The 16,424-nt window shown below is 71.6% G+C and carries 14 protein-coding genes; 8 read left to right on the top strand and 6 right to left on the bottom strand.

Going from position 1 to position 16,424, the window contains the following annotated elements; genetic code table 11:
• The first annotated feature begins 115 nt into the window (after window positions 1-115).
• Window positions 116-2,599 carry an alpha-L-arabinofuranosidase C-terminal domain-containing protein gene (locus HW837_RS29460; protein WP_193380459.1) on the top strand — a complete coding sequence of 828 codons (2,484 nt, stop codon included), beginning with the start codon at window positions 116-118 and terminating at the stop codon, window positions 2,597-2,599.
• A 95-nt stretch (window positions 2,600-2,694) separates the two neighbouring features.
• On the opposite strand, the gene HW837_RS29455 is transcribed toward HW837_RS29460, so the two are convergent.
• On the bottom strand, window positions 2,695-3,462 hold the full coding sequence (locus tag HW837_RS29455) for a LysR substrate-binding domain-containing protein (protein ID WP_078853395.1): 768 nt from the start codon (window positions 3,460-3,462) through the stop codon (window positions 2,695-2,697).
• A gap of 95 nt (window positions 3,463-3,557) precedes the next feature.
• Here HW837_RS29455 and HW837_RS29450 point away from each other — a divergent pair, with 95 nt between their 5' ends.
• Window positions 3,558-3,959: a DUF5997 family protein gene (locus HW837_RS29450; protein WP_045557164.1), complete on the top strand. Its 402-nt coding sequence runs from the start codon at window positions 3,558-3,560 to the stop codon at window positions 3,957-3,959.
• A 390-nt stretch (window positions 3,960-4,349) separates the two neighbouring features.
• The gene (locus tag HW837_RS29445) at window positions 4,350-5,894 is read left to right on the top strand and encodes a hypothetical protein (protein ID WP_193382476.1); all 1,545 of its coding nucleotides are present in this window, start codon (window positions 4,350-4,352) and stop codon (window positions 5,892-5,894) included.
• A gap of 54 nt (window positions 5,895-5,948) precedes the next feature.
• Here HW837_RS29445 and HW837_RS29440 read toward each other — a convergent pair whose 3' ends face one another.
• Window positions 5,949-6,689: a VOC family protein gene (locus HW837_RS29440; protein ID WP_045557166.1), complete on the bottom strand. Its 741-nt coding sequence runs from the start codon at window positions 6,687-6,689 to the stop codon at window positions 5,949-5,951.
• Between the two features lie 123 nt (window positions 6,690-6,812).
• On the opposite strand from HW837_RS29440, the gene argC reads away from it, so the two are divergent.
• From argC to HW837_RS29415, 5 genes are read left to right on the top strand one after another with little or no spacing between them, the layout of a single operon-like run.
• Window positions 6,813-7,841: an N-acetyl-gamma-glutamyl-phosphate reductase gene (gene argC / locus HW837_RS29435; protein ID WP_045557167.1), complete on the top strand. Its 1,029-nt coding sequence runs from the start codon at window positions 6,813-6,815 to the stop codon at window positions 7,839-7,841.
• Window positions 7,838-8,989 carry a bifunctional glutamate N-acetyltransferase/amino-acid acetyltransferase ArgJ gene (gene argJ / locus HW837_RS29430; protein ID WP_045557168.1) on the top strand — a complete coding sequence of 384 codons (1,152 nt, stop codon included), beginning with the start codon at window positions 7,838-7,840 and terminating at the stop codon, window positions 8,987-8,989. The genes argC and argJ overlap by 4 nt, the downstream gene beginning before the upstream one ends.
• A complete protein-coding gene (argB, locus tag HW837_RS29425; protein WP_045557169.1) occupies window positions 8,986-9,894 on the top strand; it encodes an acetylglutamate kinase in 909 nt (302 codons plus the stop codon). Before argJ ends, argB begins: the two co-directional genes overlap by 4 nt.
• Window positions 9,891-11,108, top strand: a complete 1,218-nt coding sequence (locus HW837_RS29420) for an acetylornithine transaminase (RefSeq protein ID WP_193380461.1) — start codon at window positions 9,891-9,893, stop codon at window positions 11,106-11,108. The genes argB and HW837_RS29420 overlap by 4 nt, the downstream gene beginning before the upstream one ends.
• 7 nt (window positions 11,109-11,115) lie before the next feature.
• Complete coding sequence (locus tag HW837_RS29415) at window positions 11,116-11,664, top strand: arginine repressor (RefSeq protein ID WP_045557360.1); 549 nt, start codon at window positions 11,116-11,118, stop codon at window positions 11,662-11,664.
• A gap of 145 nt (window positions 11,665-11,809) precedes the next feature.
• Here HW837_RS29415 and HW837_RS29410 read toward each other — a convergent pair whose 3' ends face one another.
• The 4 genes from HW837_RS29410 to HW837_RS29395 form a co-directional block, all read right to left on the bottom strand.
• Window positions 11,810-12,601 (bottom strand): FAD:protein FMN transferase, encoded by a 792-nt coding sequence (locus tag HW837_RS29410; RefSeq protein WP_045557171.1) that lies wholly within the window; start codon window positions 12,599-12,601, stop codon window positions 11,810-11,812.
• A 4-nt stretch (window positions 12,602-12,605) separates the two neighbouring features.
• Window positions 12,606-13,712, bottom strand: coding sequence for an FMN-binding protein (locus tag HW837_RS29405; protein ID WP_045557172.1), 1,107 nt, complete (start codon window positions 13,710-13,712; stop codon window positions 12,606-12,608).
• A gap of 154 nt (window positions 13,713-13,866) precedes the next feature.
• Complete coding sequence (locus HW837_RS29400) at window positions 13,867-15,204, bottom strand: ferredoxin reductase family protein (RefSeq protein ID WP_045557361.1); 1,338 nt, start codon at window positions 15,202-15,204, stop codon at window positions 13,867-13,869.
• Window positions 15,205-15,372: 168 nt separating this feature from the next.
• On the bottom strand, window positions 15,373-15,960 hold the full coding sequence (locus HW837_RS29395; protein ID WP_045557173.1) for a pyridoxamine 5'-phosphate oxidase family protein: 588 nt from the start codon (window positions 15,958-15,960) through the stop codon (window positions 15,373-15,375).
• Window positions 15,961-16,424: the final 464 nt, after the last annotated feature.

Here is a 16,424-nt window from a genome sequence, read left to right as displayed (position 1 = left end):
ACCTCCCTATCTTGCCGTTCGACGTGCTGATCATTGTTCAGCACGTCGAACAACTTCCTTCCGTCCATGTAACTCCCTGCACCTCACGACCCCCACCCCGAGCCGCGGAGTATCCATGTCACGCAGTAGCCGTACCCGTTGGAGACTCGGCCTCACCGCCACCGCCTTCCTGGTGGCCGCCGCCTCCGTCCCGGCCCCCGCGCACGCCGAGGACGTCACCGACTACGCGATCACCGTCGACCCGGCCGCCAAGGGCGCGAAGATCGACGACACCATGTACGGCGTCTTCTTCGAGGACATCAACCGGGCCGCCGACGGCGGTCTGTACGCCGAGCTCGTGCAGAACCGGTCCTTCGAGTACTCGACCGCCGACAACCGTGCCTACACCCCGCTCACCTCGTGGACCGTGGACGGCACCGCACAGGTCGTGAACGATGCCGGCCGCCTCAACGAGCGCAACCGCAACTACCTCTCCCTGGGCGCCTCTTCGGCCGTCACCAACGCGGGCTACAACACCGGCGTCCACGTCGAGGAGGGCAAGAAGTACGACTTCTCGGTGTGGGCGCGTGCCGACTCCCGCACGGCGCTGACCGTCACCCTCCAGGACGCCGACGGCGCGCTCGCCGAGGCCCGCCGCGTGAAGGTCAAGGGCGGCTGGGCCAAGTACCGGGTCTCCTTCAAGGCGACACGGACCAGCTCCCACGGCCGTCTGACCGTCGCCTCCGCCGGCGCCGTCGCCCTCGACGAGGTGTCCCTCTTCCCCCGCGACACCTACAAGGGCCACCGGAACGGTTTGCGCAAGGACCTCGCCGAGAAGATCGCCGCGCTGAAGCCGGGCTTCGTCCGCTTCCCCGGCGGCTGCCTCGTCAACACCGGGTCCATGCAGGACTACAGCGAGGCCTCGAACTGGGAGCGCAAGCGCTCCTACCAGTGGAAGGACACCATCGGCCCCGTCGAGCAGCGCGCCACCAACGCCAACTTCTGGGGCTACAACCAGAGTTACGGCCTCGGCTACTACGAGTACTTCCAGTTCTCCGAGGACATCGGCGCCATGCCGCTGCCCGTGGTGCCCGCCCTCGTCACCGGCTGCGGCCAGAACAAGGCCGTCGACGACGAGGCCCTGCTCCAGCGGCACATCCAGGACACCCTCGACCTCATCGAGTTCGCCAACGGGCCCGTCACCAGCACGTGGGGCAAGAAGCGGGCGCGGATGGGCCACCCGAAGCCCTTCCACCTCACCCACCTCGGCGTCGGCAACGAGGAGAACCTGCCGAACGAGTTCTTCGCCCGCTTCCAGAAGTTCCGGGCCGCCATCGAGGCGAAGTACCCGGACATCAAGGTGATCTCGAACTCCGGCCCCGACGACACGGGCACCACGTTCGACACGGCGTGGCAGCTGAACCGTGAGGCGAACGTCGACATGGTCGACGAGCACTACTACAACAGCCCCCAGTGGTTCCTCCAGAACAACGACCGCTACGACTCGTACGACAGGAAGGGCCCGAAGGTCTTCCTCGGCGAGTACGCCTCCCAGGGCAACGCCTTCAAGAACGCGCTCTCCGAGGCGGCGTTCATGACCGGCCTGGAGCGCAACGCCGACATCGTGAAGCTGGCCTCCTACGCGCCGCTCCTCGCCAACGAGGACTATGTGCAGTGGCGCCCCGACATGATCTGGTTCAACAACCACGCCTCGTGGAACTCCGCCAGCTACGAGACGCAGAAGCTCTTCATGAACAACGTCGGCGACCGTGTGGTGCCGTCGACGGCCACCGGCACCCCGTCACTGACCGGCCCGATCACCGGCGCCGTGGGCCTCTCCACGTGGGCCACGACGGCGGCGTACGACGACGTGACGGTCACGGCCGAGGACGGTACGAGCCTGCTCAGCGACGACTTCAGTGGTGACGCCTCGAAGTGGACCCACACCGGCGGCGGCAGCTGGAGCGTCCAGGACGGCCAGTACGCGCAGACCGACGTGGCCGCCGAGAACACCATGGTCACGGCCGGTGACACCGCCTGGCACGACTACGACCTCAAGGTGAAGGCCACCAAGAAGTCCGGCAAGGAGGGCTTCCTCGTCGCCTTCGGCGTCAAGGACACCGGCAACTTCTACTGGTGGAACCTCGGCGGCTGGAACAACACCACCAGCGCGGTCGAGCAGGCCGTCGACGGCGGCAAGTCCTCGCTGATCTCCAAGCCGGGCACGATCGAGACCGGCCGCACCTACGACATCGAGGTCGAGGTGCGCGGCCGGAAGGTGACCCTGCTGCTGGACGGCAAGGAGTGGGGCAGCTTCACCGACGACAAGCCGGCGGAGCCGTTCCGGCAGGTCGTGACGCGGGACGCGAAGACGGGTGACCTGATCCTGAAGGTCGTCAACGCGCAAGGGGTGGCCGCGCGCACGGCCATCGACCTCGGCGGCGCGAAGGTGCGCTCCAAGGCGCGGGTGACCACGCTGACGGCCGCGCCGGACGCGGTGAACACGGAGACGGCTACGCCGGTGGCGCCGGTGAAGTCCACGTTCAGCGGGGTGGCCAGGAAGTTCAGCTACACGTTCCCGGCGAACTCCGTGACGTTCCTGAGGATCAAGAAGCGGTGACGGGGGGAGCGGGCCGGGCTTTGTGAGCCGGGTGCGGGTGTGTGGGGGCTGGTCGCGCAGTTCCCCGCGCCCCCCGCGTGTGGCCTGCGGCCCATCTATGAGCGGCGGCGGGGCTTTCCGGGCCTGCCGCCGCTCTTGGGGTTCCTGCCGCCGGAGGAGCCGCCCCGGGGGGTGCGGGCGGCCGGCTTGCCCGTGCCCGTGCGCTTGGGCTTCTGCTGCGGCTTCTTCTCCTCCGCGGGCTTGGCGCGGCCCCGTGAACTGTTGACCGTGCGGCCCCGGACGATGCCGATGAAGTCCTCGACCATGTCGGTGGTCGCGTCCTGCGGCCAGGACAGGGCGACACGGGACTCGGGGGCGCCCGTGAGCGGGCGGTAGGTGAGGTCCTTGCGGTGGTGGAGCCGGGCCAGCGACTGGGGGACGACGAGCAGTCCGATCCCGGCCGCCACCAGCTCGATCGCGTCCGCCGTGGTGGCGGGGCGCTCGAACGCCGGTTCCCCCGGCGGGCGCTCCCAGTCGAGGGTGTCGTCCAGGGGGTGCAGGACGACCTCGTCCGCCAGATCCTCGGTGGTCACCTCGTCGACCGCCGCGACGACATGGTCCTTCGGGACCACGACCACCGTGGTCTCGGTGTAGAGGGGGATCGCGCTGAGATCGGCGTCGTCCACCGGCAGCCGGACGAAACCGGCGTCGGCACCGCCGTCCCGGAGCACGCCGAACGCCTCGGCGGCGGACACCTGGAGGAGGGTCAGGGGGATGTCGGGCAGCCGCTCGTTCCAGATCCGCACCCACTTGGCGGGCGTCACCCCCGGCACGTACGCGAGCCGGAACGAGGGGAGCGAGGAGGATGCTTCCGAGCCTGTCACGTCACCAGGCTAACGGGCGGCCGGACGGGCCCGGTCGCCACCGGCGGGGAGCCGCGTGGTCGGCGGTCGCGCAGGCGCTCGATACCCTTGACCCCATGACGTCGCACCAGACCGCCCAGACCATGAAGCCCGCCACCGCGGCGAAGAAGCTGGGTGTGTACCTCCAGGCCACGCCCGCCGAGTTCCAGGAGGGCGTCGTCTCGCGCGCCGAACTGAGCGCGCTCCAGACCGACCCGCCTGCCTGGCTGGAGGAACTGCGCCGCAACGGCCCGCACCCCCGCCCGGTGGTCGCCGAGAAGCTGGGCGTCTCCATCGCCGGGCTCGCGCGCGGCGGAGTCACCGAGCCCCTCACCACCGAGCAGATCGAGGCCCTGAAGCAGGACGGCCCTGAGTGGCTGCGCAAGGAACGCGCCACCCAGGCCGAGGTCCGCAAGGAGGGCGCCCGCATCAAGAAGCGCAACGCCGAGCGAGCGGACCGATCGGACGACCGGAACTAGCGCGGACGGACGAGGACGAGGGCCGACGCCGACGCGGGTGACCGGCTGACGTAGGTGACGGCCGACGTTGACGCGGGCTGACGCCGATGCAGGGGGGCTCGGCCAGTTCCCGGCCGGGCCTGCCGGTGGCCACGGGCCGGCGCGGCGGCCGACGGATAGGGCCGCGACCGACGCGTGCGACGGCTGACGGACGAGAGCCGCGACCGACACGCGTGCGACGGCTGACGCGACGCGGGTGACCGGCTGATGTAGCTGTTAGCCGACGCGGACGCGGGTGGCGGCCGATGCCGACGTGGCCGACGTGGCCGACGGGGCGATGTCGCCGCAGGCCACGGTCGCGCGGTGAAAATCGTGGGCCGTGGGGCAGGGGGCCGGGGCAGGATGCTCCCCGTGCATCCTCTTCTGCGTGGGCTCGCCGCCAATCCGGCTCTGCCGGTCGCGCTGATCGACCGGCTCCTCGCGCTCGCGGACGCCGACATCGACGACGAACTCGCCTGCCGCGACGATCTCAACCGGGCGCAGGCGATCACGCTGGCCTCGCGGGACGAGGGCAACGGGGTGCGCCTGGCGTACGGAGGCACGCTGACCGCCGCCGACGTCGATCCCACGGCGTGGCCACGCGTCGCCCTCGCCCTGCTGGACGAAGGCGTCGGCGACCCGGCGTGGGCTCGCCTCCTCGCCACCTCCGAGGGCGTCGAACTCCGGGAGAGACTGGCCGCCTGCCCGGGCCTGCCGCCGGACGTGGTGGAAACCCTCGCCGCGGACCCGGACGTACGCGTCGTCGCGGAGCTGGCCCTGTGGGCCGGGCCGGACATGGCCGCCCGCCTTGCCACGCACCCGCACGCCGAGGTCCGCCGCGCGGCGGCGGCCAACGAGGCGACGCCACCGCAGGCGCTGGCCGCCCTCGTCGGCGGCGAGGTGCCTCCCGCCCGGCACTGCCTGGTCTGCGACCGCGAGGACCCGCCCTTCACCCACGCCCCCGACTGCCCGCGGCTCGACTGCGATCTGCGGCCGGGCGCCTCCTGCGACGGCTCCCACGAATCCACCGCCCTCGACATCCTGCGGGCGGCCCTGGAGAACCCGGCCACCCCGGCGGCGGCGGTCGCGGACTTCGCCGACCACCCCTCCGCGCTGCTGCGCTGGGCGGTCGCCGCCCGTCCCGGCCTGCCCCCGCAGGCTTACGCCCGGCTCGCCGCGGACCCCACGCCAGGGGCGCGCGCCGACCTCGCCGCGAACCCCTCGATCGACGACACCGTGGTCCGTGCGCTGGCCCACGACAGCTCCCCCGATGTGCGGCGCGCGCTCGCGCACAACCCGCGCGTACCGCTCGACGTCCTCACGGAGCTGGTCGCCACCACCCGGATCGGTGCCGTGCCGCTGCCGCGGATCGCCGCCGCCACGGCCGCCGAGATCGAGGCGCTGCCCCGGTCGCCGCGCTCCGGCGTACGCGCTCTGGTGGCGAGACGGCGTGATCTGCCCGCCGGTGTCCGGGACGCGCTGGCCGACGATCCCGACGCCAAGGTGGTCACGGCCGTCGCCGCGCACCCCGGTCTCTCCGAGGCCCGGCTGCACGCCATGGTCGACCGGCACGGCGTCCGGGTCCTCACCGGCGCGGCGGCCAACCCGGACGCGACCGGGGCGTTCCTGGAGCGGGTGGCCCGGCACCGGCCGCCGGTGCGCAAGGCGCTCCGGGAGATCGCCCGGCACCCCCGGGCGACGGCCGCCGCGCTCCTGCCGTGCCTGGCGGACGAACGGGCCCGGCCCCTCGCCGCCGGTCACCCGGCCCTCCCACCGACGGTCGTCGTCGAACTGCTCTCCGACCCGGCGGACGTGGTGGTGGAGTCGGCGGCCGCCAATCCGTCCCTGCCGCTCGCTGCGATGGCGAAGCTGATCGAGGGCGTGACTCGAGGACGTGATGGAGGAGCTGACCGGTAGGGGGTGATGAGGGGGCGGCGGGGCGACGGCCCGGGGGCGGGACCGGCTTCCGCGTCAGGACGGCGCGAGGACGCAGAACTCGTGGCCCTCCGGGTCGGTCAGGCAGGTCCACGGGACGTCGCCCTGGCCGATGTCGAGGTCGGTGGCGCCGAGGGCACGCAGCCGGGCCACCTCCGCCGCCTTGTCGTCACCGGGCGACGGCAGCAGGTCGAGGTGGACGCGGTCCGGCACGGTCGCCGCGTCGGCCGTACGGAGGAACTCCAGGTGGGGGCCGACCCCCGCGGGCGAGCGCAGCGAGGCCTGCGCGTCGGTCACCTCGTGCGGGGCCCAGCCCGTCGCCTCGCCCCAGAACCGGGCCATGGCCCGAGGGTCCGCGCAGTCGACGACGACCGCCGCGATGGGCCCGGTGTCCCGGTAGACCTCCCGGGGCTCCAGCACACAGAACTCATTGCCCTCGGGGTCGGCGAGCACGGTCCACGGCACGTCGCCCTGGCCCACGTCGGCGGGCGTCGCGCCGATCGCCCTGAGCCGTGCGACGAGCTCCGCCTGATGTGCCTCGGAGGTGGTGGCGAGATCGAGGTGCGTACGATTCTTCGTCGCCGTCTTGCCTTCCGGGACGGGAACGACGTCGACACCCAGCACGACCGGGTCCGGCCAGACGAGACCGCCGGCGGGCCCGACATAGGTGGTCACGCCGGGGCTGTAGGCGGTCCAGCCGAGCGCCTCCGCCCAGAACCGGCCGACTGCCCCGGCGTCGAGAGCCTTGATGTTCACTTGGACGGGTCGCAGCGCCATGCGGGCGATCCTATGCGCCCGCGCGGCAGACCACGGCTGGGCGACAGAGGCCCTCGTCCCCCACCAAAGATTGCATAAACGTGCAGCGAAACGTATAGTCATGCCATCCAAGAGGAGGGTTCCATGGCGGTACGTGTGGCGGTGGCGGGAGCGAGTGGTTATGCGGGCGGCGAAGTGCTGCGCCTGCTGCTCGCCCACCCCGAGGTCGAGATCGGTGCACTGACCGGCAACTCCAACGCGGGACAGCGCCTGGGCTCGTTGCAGCCGCACCTGCTGCCGCTGGCCGACCGGGTGCTCCAGGAGACGACCGCCGAGGTGCTCACGGGCCACGACGTGGTCTTCCTCGCGCTGCCGCACGGGCAGTCCGCGGCCGTGGCCGAGCAGCTCGGCCCGGAGGTGCTCGTGGTCGACATGGGCGCCGACTTCCGGCTGAAGGACGCGGCCGACTGGGAGAGGTTCTACGGCTCGCCCCACGCCGGGACCTGGCCCTACGGCCTCCCCGAACTGCCGGGTGCCCGCGCCGCGCTGGAGGGGTCCAAGCGCATCGCGGTACCCGGTTGCTACCCCACGGCCGTCACGCTGGCCCTGTTCCCGGCGTACGCGGCGGGCCTCGCCGAGAACGAGGCCGTGATCGTCGCCGCCTCCGGCACCTCCGGCGCAGGCAAGGCGCCCAAGGCGCATCTGCTGGGCAGCGAGGTCATGGGGTCGATGACCCCGTACGGCGTCGGCGGCGGCCACCGGCACACACCCGAGGTGATGCAGAACCTCGGCGGTGTCGCGGGCGAACCGGTCACCGTGTCCTTCACACCGACCCTCGCACCGATGCCCCGCGGCATCCTCGCCACGTGCAGCGCGAAGGCCAGGCCCGGCGTCACCGCCGAGACCGTGCGCGCCGCGTACGAGAAGGCCTTCGCCGACGAGCCCTTCGTCCACCTGCTCCCCGAGGGACAGTGGCCGGCGACGGCGTCCGTCCACGGTTCCAACGCCGTTCAGATCCAGGTCGCGTACGACGAGGCCGCGGGCCGCGTCATCGCGATCAGCGCCATCGACAACCTCACCAAGGGCACCGCCGGTGGCGCCATCCAGAGCATGAACATCGCCCTCGGACTCCACGAGACGACGGGGCTTTCCACGATCGGAGTCGCACCGTGAGCGTGACGGCAGCCAAGGGATTCACGGCGGCGGGCATCGCCGCCGGGATCAAGGAGAACGGCAACCCGGACCTGGCCCTCGTGGTCAACACCGGGCCCCGCCTCGCCGCCGGCGGCGTCTTCACCTCCAACCGCGTGAAGGCCGCACCGGTCCTCTGGTCCGAGCAGGTGCTGAAGGGCGGCCGGGTCTCCGCCGTCGTCCTCAACTCCGGTGGCGCCAACGCCTGTACGGGCCCCAAGGGCTTCCAGGACACCCACGCGACCGCCGAGAAGGTCGCGGACGTCCTCGGGCACAGCGCCGGCGAGATCGCCGTCGCCTCCACCGGCCTCATCGGCGTGCTCCTGCCGATGGACAAGCTGCTGCCGGGCGTGGAGACGGCCGCCGCGCAGCTCTCCGAGCACGGCGGCGAGAAGGCCGCCATCGCCATCAAGACCACCGACACCGTGCACAAGACGTCCGTCGTCACCAAGGACGGCTGGACCGTGGGCGGCATGGCGAAGGGCGCCGGCATGCTCGCGCCCGGCCTCGCCACCATGCTCGTCGTGCTCACCACCGACGCGGACCTGGAGAGCGAGGTGCTCGACGGCGCGCTGCGGGCCGCCACGCGGACCACCTTCGACCGGGTCGACTCCGACGGCTGCATGTCCACCAACGACACCGTGCTGCTGCTCGCCTCCGGGGCCTCCCAAGTCGTCCCCGACCACGCGGAGTTCGCCGAGGCCGTACGTGCCGTCTGCGACGACCTCGGACAGCAGCTCATCCGGGACGCCGAGGGCGCCAGCAAGGACATCAAGGTCGAGGTCGTGAACGCGGCGACCGAGGACGACGCCGTCGAGGTGGGCCGCTCCATCGCCCGCAACAACCTCCTCAAGTGCGCCATCCACGGCGAGGACCCCAACTGGGGCCGTGTCCTGTCCGCCATCGGCACCACGTCCGCCGCCTTCGAGCCGGACCGCCTCAACGTCGCCATCAACGGCGTCTGGGTCTGCAAGAACGGCGGCGTGGGCGAGGACCGCGACAACGTCGACATGCGCTACCGCGAGGTGCACATCGTCGCCGACCTCGCCGCCGGGTCCGAGACCGCCACGATCTGGACCAACGACCTCACCGCCGACTACGTCCACGAGAACAGCGCCTACTCCTCATGAGCACCACGCGGAAGCACACCGCCCTCCCCAAGGCCCAGATCCTCATCGAAGCGCTGCCCTGGCTGACCCGCCACAACGGCAAGACGGTCGTCATCAAGTTCGGCGGCAACGCCATGATCGACGAGGACCTGAAGGCCGCCTTCGCCCAGGATGTCGTCTTCCTGCGGCACGCCGGGCTCAACGTCGTCGTCGTGCACGGCGGCGGCCCGCAGATCAGCGCCGCCCTCGACAAGCACGGCATCGTCAGCGAGTTCAAGGCCGGCCTGCGCGTCACCACCGAGGACGCGATGGACGTCGTCCGCATGGTGCTCGCCGGGCAGGTGCAGCGCGAGCTGGTCGGCCTGCTCAACCAGCACGGCCCGCTCGCCGTGGGCCTCACGGGCGAGGACGCGCACACCATCACCGCCACCAAGCACCAGCCCGAGATCGACGGCGAGTTGGTCGACATCGGGCGGGTGGGCGAGATCACCGCGATCGACACGGGCGCGATCGAGGCACTGCTCGCCGACGGCCGCATCCCGGTCGTCTCGTCGATCGCCCGTAGCCAGGACGACGGACATGTCTACAACGTCAATGCTGATACGGCGGCTGCGGCACTCGCTGCTGCTCTGGGCGCCGAGACCCTCATGGTCCTCACCGACGTCGAGGGCCTCTACGAGGACTGGCCGAACAGCGACGAGGTGATCAGCCGCCTCACGGCTTCCCAACTGGAGAAGCTGCTGCCGGAGTTGTCCTCCGGCATGGTGCCGAAGATGCAGGGCTGCCTGCATGCCGTCCGGGGCGGCGTCAACACCGCCCGCGTCATCGACGGCCGGGTCCAGCACTCGATCCTGCTGGAGATCTTCACCGACGAGGGCATCGGCACGATGGTCGTGCCGGATGCGGAAGAGGGGGACGCCGAATGACCGCCAACGAGGAGCTGACCCAGCGCTGGCAGGGCTCGCTCATGAACAACTACGGCACCCCGAACCTCTCCCTGGTCCGCGGTGCGGGCACCAGGGTGTGGGACGCCGACGGCACGGAGTACGTCGACTACGTCGGCGGCATCGCGGTCAACGCGCTCGGCCACGCCCACCCCGCGATCGTCGAGGCCGTCAGCAACCAGATCGCCTCCCTCGGCCATGTCTCCAACCTGTTCGTCGCCGAGCCGCCCGTCGCGCTCGCCGAACGGCTCCTGGAGCACTTCGGGCGCGACGGCAAGGTCTTCTTCTGCAACTCCGGCGCCGAGGCCAACGAGGGCGCGTTCAAGATCGGCCGGCTGACCGGGCGGACCCACATGGTCGCCACCGAGGGCGGCTTCCACGGCCGGACCATGGGCGCCCTCGCCCTCACCGGCCAGCCCGGCAAGCAGACCGGCTTCCACCCGCTCCCCGGTGACGTCACCCACGTCCCCTACGGCGACGCGCAGGCCCTCGCCGCGGCCGTGACCGAGGCGACCGCCCTCGTCATCATCGAGCCCGTCCAGGGCGAGAAGGGCGTCGTCGTCCCGCCGGCCGGCTATCTGAAGGCCGCGCGGGCCATCACGGCCGCCACCGGCTCGCTGCTGGTCCTCGACGAGGTGCAGACCGGCGTCGGCCGGACCGGGCACTGGTTCGAGTACCAGGCCCATGAGGGCGTCCTGCCGGACGTCGTCACCCTCGCCAAGGGCCTCGGCGGCGGACTGCCGCTCGGCGCGACGGTCGCCTTCGGCCGGGCGGCGGACCTCCTGCAGCCCGGTCAGCACGGCACGACCTTCGGAGGGAACCCGGTCGCGTGCGCCGCCGGACTCGCCGTCCTGGAGACCATCCGCGCCGAAGGGCTGCTGGAGAACGTCAAGCGGCAGAGCGAGAAGCTGCGGAACGGAATCGAGTCCCTCGGCGACCCGATGATCGACCACGTCCGTGGCGCGGGTCTCCTGCTGGGTATCGTGCTCACCGAGCCGCTCGCGCCCCTGGCGCAACAGGCCGCTCAGGACGCCGGTTTCCTGGTGAACGCGCCCGCCCCCGATGTCGTACGGCTGATGCCCGCGCTCAACATCGGTGACGCCGAGGTGGACGCCCTCCTCCAGGCGCTGCCCGGCATCCTCGACGCGGCGCGGGCGGCGCACGAAGCCAGTGGGGACGGACGAGCCGGAGAATGAGACGACGATGAGCCAGGCGCAGGAGCACGACCAGGCGGGGCCCGCCGTGCCGCAGACCCGCACCGCACGCCACCGGCGGATCGTGGACATCCTCAACCGGCAACCGGTGCGGTCGCAGAGCCAGTTGGCGAAGCTGCTGTCCGACGACGGGCTGAGCGTCACGCAGGCGACACTCAGCCGGGACCTGGACGAGCTGAACGCGGTGAAGATCCGCAACAACGACGGCGACCTGATCTACGCGGTGCCGAGCGAGGGGGGTTTTCGGACCCCCCGGGCGCCGCTGGGTGAGTCGGCCAAGGAGGAGCGGATGCGGCGGCTCTCCGCGGAGCTGCTGATCTCCGCGGAGGCCTCGGCGAACCTGGTCGTGCTCCGCACCCCGCCGGGCGCGGCCCAGTTCCTCGCCTCGGCCATCGACCAGGCGGAACTCCACGACATCCTGGGCACGATCGCGGGCGACGACACGTTGCTGCTGATCAGCCGGGATCCGGTGGGCGGGCAGGCGTTGGCGGACCATCTGCTGCGGCTGGCCCAGAACGGCAACGGCCACGTGCACTGAGCCGACGGGGGGCGGCTACGGGGAGGGGCGGTTCGCGGGGACGCCGGGTGCGGGTCGTCCGTGGCCGGTCGCGCAGTTCCCCGCGCCCCTTTGGCGACCGGTGGCTTCCAGTGGCTCCACCCCGCCCCTCTCGACCCGGGCCCGTTCAGCCCAGGCGTGCCGCCAACCCGCCCGTGCAGCGGACCTCGTCGCCTGCCGTGATCAGCAGGGCCTCCGCGTCCTCCAGGGACTCCAGCCAGGCGAGGCCCGCACGGGAGCCCATGGCGAACGCGGCGGTGGCCCAGCAGTCCGCCCAGGTGAGGCGGGGGGCCACGACCGTCACCGAGACCAGGTCGGTCACGGCGGACCTACCCGTGCGCGGGTCGACGATATGCGCGCCCCGCTCCGCCGTACCGGACGTGGCGACGGCCAGGCGATCCGCGCCCGCGGCCGTGACGACCGCCGCCAGCCCTCCGGGCCGGAGCGGATCCGCGACACCCACACGCCACGGCCGGTCCGGACCGGGCACACCGCACAGCTGCACATCACCACCCCCGTTCACACTCACCCCGACCGCGCCGGCCTCGACCAGCCGCAGCGCGGCCCGCTCGGTGGCCCACCCCTTCACCAGGCCGGTCGGGTCGAAGCGGCCCTCGTACGTCGCGCTGAACCAGCCGTCGCTCGACCGCTCGGCCTCCGCGCACAGTTCGAGCACCTCGGCGACCTCGGGAGCGCACTCCTCGATCGTCGCCTCGCCCCGGGCGAGCCGGGAGATCTGGCTGTTCTCGCGGTAGGTGCTGAACACCTCGTCCACGGCGTGGAGTCCGGCCACCGCCTCCTCCAGCGCGGCCTTGACCGCCCCGGGCTCGCCTCCCCGGACGTCGAAGGAGAAGACGGTGCCCATGACCTCCTCGACGTGCCGCAGTGGCGACGGCGCGGCCCCGGCGGGTACGGCCACCGGATCAGCCGGCCTGGTCCAGAGCGGACTGGAGGGACTGCTTGTAGCCACCGCTGGTGTACGTGGCGCCTGAGACAGCATCGATGTCAGCGCTCCCTGCCGAGACGGCGTTCTGGTTGAGCTTCGGGATGGCGGTACCGCTGATCTGGGTGGAACGGCCGCCGGTGGGCTGCTGCAGCGCCTCGGCGCCTGTGATCTTCCCGTCGGTGACCGTGACCCGGACCTGCACCGGCCCGTAGTCCGTCTTGATGGCGGAACCGGTGAGCACCTGGGTGCCCGTCACCTGCCCGGCCCCGGCTCCCGCCCCGGCCCCGGAGTCCCCGCCGTCCTCGGCGCCGCCGCCCGCGTCCTGCGAGCCGCCCGCCTCGACGTCGGAGCCGGAGCCCTGCGCGTTGCCGGCCTGGTCGAGCGCGGACTGGAGGGACTCCTTGTAGCCGGCGCTGGTGTAGGTGGCGCCCGAGACCGCGTCGATCTCCGCGCTGCCGGCCGCCACGGCCGCCTGGTTGAGCTTCGGCACCGAGTCGCCGGTGATCTGGGTGGAGCGACCGCCGCTGGGGGCCTGGATCGCCTCAGCGTTGGTGATCTTCCCACCACTGACCGTGATCCTGACCTGCACCGGCCCGTAGTCGGTCTGCACGGTGGTCCCCGTCAGCACCTGGGCGCCGGAGTCCTGCGCGTTGCCGGCCTGGTCGAGCGCGGACTGGAGGGACTCCTTGTAGCCGGCGCTGGTGTACGTGGCGCCCGAGACCGCGTCGATCTCCGCGCTGCCGGCCGCCACGGCCGCCTGGTTGAGCTTGGGGATCGCGTCGCCGCTGATCTGGGTGGAGCGGCCCCCGCTGGGCTGCTGCACGGTCTCGGCGCCTGTGATCTTGCCGCCGTTGACGGTGATCCGGACCTGGACCGGCCCGTAGTCGGTCTGGACGGCGGTGCCCGTGAGGGTCTGCGCGCCCGCCGCCACCCCGCCCTGTGCCGAAGGAGCGCCCCCTGCCGCTCCGGCCTGTACCGAACCGGCCGGGTCGGAGGCCGGCTTCAGCGACAGCAGCAGCACGATGCCGGACACGGTGGCGGCGGTGGCGAGCAGGGTCCGCCGGATGGGGTGGCTCTTCTTCATCGCTCCTTCAGCTCCTGAAGTGTGAAGTCTCGCGGGGGAGACCCGGGGCGAACCCACGGGAAACCATGGTCAGAAGTCGGGGTGGGGCAGGTCGTGGTGACCGACGGCTGGAGCGGTCGGCCGGGTGGGGATCCGTGACGAGCGGTCCCGTCGCTCACATCTCGAACGACTCGTGGTGGATGCGCCGGGTCGGGACACCCGCGCCGCGCAGGGCCTCGTACACGCCCTGGGCGAAACCGGGCGGACCGCACAGGAAGACGTCGTGGCTCTCGATGTCCGGGATCTTGCGGCGCAGGGAGTCCGGCGAGATGTCCGGGCGCTCGCCGTCCGGGCTGTTCACCGCGTACATCAGCCGCGCCCCGCGCTCCTCCGCGATCTGCGCCAACTCGTCCCACAGCGCCAGGTCCTGGGTGGTGTTGGCCCGGTAGAGCAGGGTCAGGTCACCGGCCGCGCCGGGCAGCGTCTCGAACAGGGCTCTCATCGGGGTGATGCCCACCCCGCCGGCCACCAGCAGCACCTTGCCCCGGCTGCGCTTGCCGGCCGTGAGCGCCCCGTACGGGCCCTCGGCCCACACCCGGGTGCCGGGCTCCAGATCGCGCAGCGCCGTGCTGTGGTCGCCGATCGCCTTGACCGTGATGCGCAGCATGTTGGGGCGGGGAGCCGCCGACAGCGAGTACGGGTGCGAGCTGAACCGCATGCCGGGGGCGAGGAACCGCCAGCGGAAGAACTGGCCGGCCTCCGCGCCCATCCGGTGCAGCTTGCGCCCGCTCATCAGCACGGAGACGATGCCGGGCGACTCCTCGATGACCGCCTCGACCCGCAGCCGGTGTCGCATGTTGAGCCGGATCGGCGTGATGATCCGGTACCAGACCACCAGCGCGGTCACCGACCCGTACAGCGCGTACCAGCCGGTCTTCGCGGCGGGCGTGACGGCGAACTCGTTGCCGGTGGAGATCTGGTGCCAGAACGTCAGGAACGTGGCCGCGTACGTCAGCAGGTGCGTGTGGTACCAGAAGTCGTACGGGATCCGCTTGCGCACCGGACCGATCGACATCAGCCCGATGAGCACCAGCAGACCGGTGCCGATGGCGGCCTTGCCCATGTCCGGCAGCTGGTTGATGGAGTCGATGGTCTGCTGCACGATCGCGGTGTGGGTGAGACCGGCCTGCAGCGCGTACCCGTACATCGTGAGGACGACGTGGGCGACGACCAGGCAGAGCGTGTAGCGGCCGGTCATCGCGTGCCAGCGGGCGACCCGGTCGGAGCCGACCCGGCGTTCCAGGGCGGGCACCCGGGCCATCTGGAGGACCACCAGGGCCATCATGTAGCCGCCGAGCAGACCGGTGATCCGGCCGGCGTTGACCATCTTGCTGCCCTGGTCGGCGATGGAGGGCGTGTTGTCCCACCACAGCCACACCACCGCGGCCACGCCCGCAAAGAAAACGATCAGCAGCGGGACTGCGGGGGAGCGGCGAGGTCGGATGCGGCGCATCGTCTGGCGGCGCGCGGCGCGACCTCCGGCGATCGTGGACACGGTTCCTCCGTGGTGGGCTGGACCCTTGGCCCACACGTACGTGCAGCGAGTGCCGTGTGTTCAACCGTGTGAACAACTGTTGCGCGGAACGATCCGTACCGGAGGGCGCGCCCGCGTCCCACGCCGTCAGACGGCGGACGGCGGCAGCGGCAGTGGCAGCCCCGGGAGGCCGTCCATGCTGGTCGCGATGTGTTCCTTGGAGCTGAAGTAGGCGCTGAGCGACGCGTCGTCCTCGCGCGCGAAGCGCCGGCCGTGCAGGTCGCGCTCCTCCTCGTACGCCATGAACGGCACGGCGTAGCCGCAGCTGTCGCGGATCTGGCGGGCGCGGACCACGATGATCGCACGCAGGCCGTGCGCGGTGGGGTCGATGTCGGGGAAACGGGCGAGGAGTTCGGCGAAGCGGTCGTCGTCGCGGAAGACGGCCTCGCCCGTGCCGTGCACGCGGACGATGGTGGGCGGGCCCTGGAAGGCGCACCACATCAGGGTGATCCGGCCGTTCTCGCGCAGATGCGCGATGGTCTCCGCGTGGGACCCGGCGAAGTCCAGGTAGGCGACCGTCAGTTCGTCGAGGATGACGAACGAGCCCTTGAGGCCCTTGGGCGAGAGATTGACCGTGCCGTCGCCGGCGAGGGGCGCCGAAGCGGTGAAGAACAGCGGCTGTGCCTCGATGAACGTACGCAGGCGGCCGTCGATGCGCTCATAAGTCTTTCCCATGTCTAACGATTATCGACGGAAACGCTTCGGCTGTCTAACGAATTTGGCGCCGGTACGCGAATTCCGGGCGGACCCCTCCATGGGATCCACCCGGAACCAGGTCTTCCATGCCCGCCCCGGCCGGCGCGCGGGGCGGACACGGCCCCTGTCGCCCACGAGGAGCGCAGGAGGTCACTCGCCGACCGAGGGGGCCCGTCGCGGACGGCTCATCGCGACGGGCCCCCTCGGTTCGACGGCCCTTCGGCAGGACCGGCCCTCCGACAGGACCGGCCCCTCGGCTCGACCGGTCCTCATGCGACCGGCGAGCTCCGCCGGTCCCTCGACTACTGGTTGAGCTGGCAGGGGGCGAGGGCTTCGAGGCCTTCGGGCTTGGCGGCGGCGCGGCCGATGGCGGTCTCGATGCGGTTGAGCGTGGCGACGCGCTTGTCCTCCAGCGGGCCGAGGATGGCGTTGTTGACGAAGTT

It is taken from the genome of Streptomyces caniscabiei (assembly GCF_014930365.1).
GTDB lineage: Bacteria > Actinomycetota > Actinomycetes > Streptomycetales > Streptomycetaceae > Streptomyces > Streptomyces caniscabiei.
Note: the sequence above shows the minus strand (reverse complement) of the source record. Positions and strands in the feature narration are given on the sequence as shown.

Bases quoted from the DNA above. Each gene is read 5' to 3' on its own strand.
- HW837_RS29400 (WP_045557361.1), bottom strand. From the start codon at position 15,204: ATGCGCCGCATCCGACCTCGCCGCTCCCCCGCAGTCCCGCTGCTGATC.
- argC (WP_045557167.1), top strand. From the start codon at position 6,813: ATGGCGGTACGTGTGGCGGTGGCGGGAGCGAGTGGTTATGCGGGCGGC.
- HW837_RS29405 (WP_045557172.1), bottom strand. From the start codon at position 13,712: ATGAAGAAGAGCCACCCCATCCGGCGGACCCTGCTCGCCACCGCCGCC.
- HW837_RS29460 (WP_193380459.1), top strand. From the start codon at position 116: ATGTCACGCAGTAGCCGTACCCGTTGGAGACTCGGCCTCACCGCCACC.
- HW837_RS29395 (WP_045557173.1), bottom strand. From the start codon at position 15,960: ATGGGAAAGACTTATGAGCGCATCGACGGCCGCCTGCGTACGTTCATC.
- HW837_RS29440 (WP_045557166.1), bottom strand. From the start codon at position 6,689: ATGGCGCTGCGACCCGTCCAAGTGAACATCAAGGCTCTCGACGCCGGG.
- argB (WP_045557169.1), top strand. From the start codon at position 8,986: ATGAGCACCACGCGGAAGCACACCGCCCTCCCCAAGGCCCAGATCCTC.
- HW837_RS29420 (WP_193380461.1), top strand. From the start codon at position 9,891: ATGACCGCCAACGAGGAGCTGACCCAGCGCTGGCAGGGCTCGCTCATG.
- HW837_RS29415 (WP_045557360.1), top strand. From the start codon at position 11,116: ATGAGCCAGGCGCAGGAGCACGACCAGGCGGGGCCCGCCGTGCCGCAG.
- HW837_RS29450 (WP_045557164.1), top strand. From the start codon at position 3,558: ATGACGTCGCACCAGACCGCCCAGACCATGAAGCCCGCCACCGCGGCG.